Annotated in this window: 1 pseudogene; it reads right to left on the reverse strand. The window is 52.0% G+C overall.

Annotated features, from left to right (window positions below):
• Positions 1–184, reverse strand: a pseudogene (locus UTM25_RS22480) (Tn3 family transposase); the annotation flags it as partial.
• Positions 185–354 lie beyond the last annotated feature (170 nt).

The following is a 354-nucleotide window of genomic DNA, read 5'->3' on the forward strand; positions in this document are numbered from 1 at the left end:
CCAGACGATGCATAAAGACCGCTCGCGCAAGAGCATTACGGGCCTCCCCTTTATTCAGCCCCGCCTGTACCCGCTGGCGCAGACCCGGATCACGAAACCAGTCCAGCATAAACAGTGTTCGCTCGATGCGCCCAATCTCTCTCAGCGCTTTGGCAAGCCCATTTTGTTTTGGGTAAGCGTCCAGCCACTGCCATCTGTGATTCTGGTTGCGGGATCGTTAGGTTAGAGATCCTTCTAAATCAGATGGAGTTCTATTCATGGAAAATGCAGCTGACTGGCGAACTGAATCCCGTACTTTTTATTCCAACGACTTCAAACTTCGCATTGTTGAACAGGCTTCTCACCCGGGCGCTA

The sequence above is a fragment of the Enterobacter sp. 61D5 genome, from assembly GCF_034107965.1.
GTDB lineage: Bacteria > Pseudomonadota > Gammaproteobacteria > Enterobacterales > Enterobacteriaceae > Enterobacter > Enterobacter cloacae_M.